The organism is Cypionkella psychrotolerans, from assembly GCF_001294535.1.
GTDB classification, from domain to species: Bacteria; Pseudomonadota; Alphaproteobacteria; order Rhodobacterales; family Rhodobacteraceae; genus Cypionkella; species Cypionkella psychrotolerans.
In genome coordinates this window covers 1-3,650 of sequence record NZ_LGIC01000027.1, presented here as the reverse complement: position 1 = coordinate 3,650, position 3,650 = coordinate 1, and the positions used below count along the sequence as shown (strand labels likewise).

At 59.3% G+C, this 3,650-nt stretch carries 2 protein-coding genes, 1 pseudogene and 1 other annotated feature; all 3 genes and pseudogenes read left to right on the top strand.

Annotated elements, in window-relative coordinates; all coding sequences use genetic code 11:
* The first annotated feature begins 5 nt into the window (after positions 1-5).
* Positions 6-1,240 (top strand): IS3 family transposase gene (locus tag AKV04_RS05070; RefSeq protein WP_156317376.1). Its coding sequence is split into 2 segments (ribosomal slippage): positions 6-300 and positions 300-1,240, totalling 1,236 coding nucleotides; the frame shifts between segments, so codons are not numbered across the junction.
* Positions 293-409 (top strand) — a sequence feature (AL1L pseudoknot). It overlaps the preceding gene by 117 nt.
* A 99-nt stretch (positions 1,241-1,339) precedes the next feature.
* Positions 1,340-2,887 carry a helicase-related protein gene (locus tag AKV04_RS05065; protein WP_054005381.1) on the top strand — a complete coding sequence of 516 codons (1,548 nt, stop codon included), beginning with the start codon at positions 1,340-1,342 and terminating at the stop codon, positions 2,885-2,887.
* Between the two features lie 46 nt (positions 2,888-2,933).
* Positions 2,934-3,650 (top strand): annotated as a pseudogene (locus tag AKV04_RS26975) (IS3 family transposase); the annotation flags it as partial.

The window sequence follows — 3,650 nt, the reverse complement described above, 5'->3', positions numbered from 1 at the left end:
GGGCTATGGAAAAGAGTAAGACATCAAACCGTTATTCACCGGAGATGCGGGCGCGTGCCGTTCGCATGGTGTTGGAGCATCAAGGCTCCTATGAAACGCAATCTGCGGCAGTTGCTGCGATTGCCCCTAAGATTGGCTGCATCCCGGAGACATTGAGGGTCTGGGTTCGGCAGGCGGAAAAGGACAGCGGAGCACGGGAAGGTGCGACCAGTGCTGAGCGTGACAAGATCAAAGAACTGGAACGCGAGGTGCGCCAGCTTCGGCAGGCAAACGAGATCCTGCGCAAGGCGTCAGCGTATTTTGCACAGGCGGAACTCGACCGCCCGTTCAAGCCATGATCGACTTTGTTGATGATCATCGCGTGGTTTATGGGGTCGAGTCTATCTGCAGGGTGCTGCCGATTGCCCCATCGACCTACTACGCCTGCCTCGCTGTGCGCGCCGATCCGTCCAAGGCCTCGGCACGCCAGCAGCGGGATGCGGCTTTACGGCCAAAAATCCAGAAGGTCTGGGATGACAACTGGGAGGTTTACGGTGTCCGCAAAGCCTGGCGACAGCTGTGCCGTGAAGGTGAAGCCGTGGCGCGCTGCACCGTTGCTCGCCTCATGAAAGGCATGGGTTTACGGGGAATCGTTCGAGGAAAGGCCATGAAAACAACGATCCCCGACACGTCAGTGCCATGCCCACGCGACAAGGTGAACCGCAAGTTCCGAGCGCTAGCGCCAAATATGCTGTGGGTCAGTGACTTCACTTATGTCTCAACGTGGCAGGGCTTTGTCTACGTCGCCTTCGTGATCGACACCTTTGCCAACAGCATCGTCGGCTGGAAGGCATCGCGGTCTGCCAAGACCGACTTCGTTCTCGATGCACTTGAGCAAGCGCTTTATGCCCGCCGTCCAACCTATCAAGGCGGGCTTATTCATCATAGCGATCGCGGCGGGCAATACGTGTCCATTCGCTACACCGAGCGATTGGCAAATGCGGGCATTGAGCCATCCGTTGGCAGCGTCGGCGACGCCTATGACAACGCTTTGGCCGAAACGATCAACGGTCTCTACAAAACCGAGGTCATTCGGCGGCGCAGTTCATGGAAAACCATGGAGGAGGTAGAATTGGAAACGCTGAAATGGGTCGATTGGTTCAACAACAGGCGGTTGCTTGAGCCTATCGGAAACATCCCACCCGCAGAGGCAGAGGAGGCCTTCTATGAAAACCTGAACGCACTCGATATGGTCGCGTAACACGGACTAATTGGTCTCCGGAAAACCCGGAGCGGTTCACGGATCTTCGGCGACAACGTTCGCAGCAAGGCGGATGAGGTCGGCGCCGAACTGGCGTCGATGGATAACCCGGCCCTGTTTGGTGAGACGCTGTTCTATCGCGGCTTCGGCTGGGCGGTGCAAAACGGCCTGCTGACTGACTACAAGGTCATCGTGTTGGCGATGGACGAGGGCCTGGTCAGTGCGGCCGTGCAAAAGCGCCTCGGAGATGCGGGCAGCGAACTGGTGCTGGACGACGCGACCAAGATCATCGGCTGCTACAAGGCGCTGACAAAGATCGACCTGAAAGCTGACGTCTCGACCGATCCGCACCCGATGCGCCGCGCGCTAGCCTTCGCGAAGGACATCCGCAGCTCGAAGCTGATCCGCGACGAATTCACGGCCGTGGTCGACGAATACCTCGGACAGGACAGTCTGATCGACGATGACACCCCGTCCGACCACCTCCAGTGCCAGATCGAACACGTCGACGGCACCTTCAACGCCAAAACGCGCGGCGTTCTGCTTGACTGGCTGAAGGCCGATGCGGGCGACAATGTCTGCCGCATCCTGACCAATGCCCGCTGCCTGTCCGAGGGTGTCGATGTCCCCGCCCTCGATGCCATCATGTTCCTGCATCCGCGCAAGAGCCAGATCGACGTCGTCCAGTCGGTCGGCCGCGTCATGCGCCGGGCCGAAGGCAAGAAGATGGGCTATGTCATCCTGCCCGTGGGCGTTCCTGCCGGGGTGCCACCCGAACAGGCGCTGACCGACAACGAACGCTACCGCGTCGTCTGGCAGATCCTGAACGCCCTTCGCGCCCACGACGAACGCTTCGACAGCACCATCAACAAGGCGTCGCTGGGCCAGGACATCTCGGACAAGGTAGAGATCGTCGGCATCAACGCCGACTCCGAAGAACTGCGGTCCGTCACCGCTGTCGTCCAGAAGCTGCCGAACAAAACCAAGGCCGCCAGTTCCGGCATCGGTTCAGGCAGTGGCGGCCCCGGCGATGATGTCATCGAGGGCCCCCAACCGACCCAGACCGAAATGACCTTTTCCATCGACGAATTCTCCCGTGCGATCATGGCCAAGATTGTAAAGAAATGCGGCACTCGCGACTATTGGGAGGACTGGTCCGCCTCCATCGCCGAAATCGCCAAGAACCACATCACCCGTCTGACCGCCCTTCTGAAAGACCCCGACACCGAGGCCCGCCGCGCCTTCGATGCCTTCCTTGGCGAGTTGCGCGACGATCTGAACGACACCATCTCCGAAGGCGACGCCATCGAGATGCTGGCCCAGCACATCATCACCCGGCCCGTGTTCGAAACCCTGTTCGAGGGCCACAAGTTCACCGCCGAAAACCCAGTGTCGCGCGCCATGCAGCGCGTGCTGGATGTGCTGAACGAGGCCAACCTCGACAAGGAGTCCCGCGACCTCGAAAAGTTCTACGCGAGCGTCAAGATGCGGTCGCAGGGCATCACCGACCCCCAGGCCAAGCAAAAGCTGATCGTGGAGCTTTACGACAAGTTCTTCCGCCGCGCCTTCCCCCGCACCACCGAAAAGCTGGGCATCGTCTACACGCCCGTCGAGATCGTCGATTTCATCATCCTGAATAGCCCCTAGATTTGTAGACGCCTTGCTTGGTAATTTTGGAAGCAAGGAGGACGATATGTCCACGAACAAATTCACAGATGAGTTCAAGCGCGATGCGGTCGCACAGGTCGAGGATCGGGGCTACCCGGTGCGCGAGGTGGCCGAGCGATTGGGGGTCAGCACCAAGTCGATCTACACATGGCAGAAGCAGTTTTCGCGGCCCGCAAAGGTGATCCAAGAGGTCGATGCGCAAGCTGATGAGATCCGCCGGTTGAAGCGAGATCTGCTGCGGGTCACGGAGGAACGGGACATCCTAAAAAAGGCGACCGCATACTTCGCCAGGGAATCCCGGTGAGGTATGCGTTTATCGCCGAACACCGGCCAATCTTTGCCGTCAGGGCTATGTGCCGGATGCTGGCCGTTCATCCGAGCGGCTTCTATGCATGGCTGCGTGAACCTTTTTGTCAGCGTGCGCTGGAGGATCAGCGCCAAACGGTGCTGTTGAAGCAGGCTTGGGATGACAGCGGCGAGGTCTATGGATACCGCAAGTTGCATGATGATCTGTGCGACATGGGCGAAGACATCAGCCCCAACAGGGCTTGGCGTTTGGCGCGTCTAGCAGGGATAAGGGCCCAGATTGGTTACAAAAAGAAGCCTGGCTCTTACGGCGGCAGCCCTGCGGTCGTGGCCGACAACACCTTGAACCGAGAGTTTGATGTCGACGCTCCGGACCAGTTCTGGGTCACAGATATCACCTACATCCGCACCCACGAGGGCTTCGTTTATCTCGCAG

What these genes read in the sequence shown, in the direction of transcription:
- AKV04_RS05065 (WP_054005381.1), top strand. Translation starts at nt 1,340, where the DNA reads ATGGATAACCCGGCCCTGTTTGGTGAGACGCTGTTCTATCGCGGCTTC.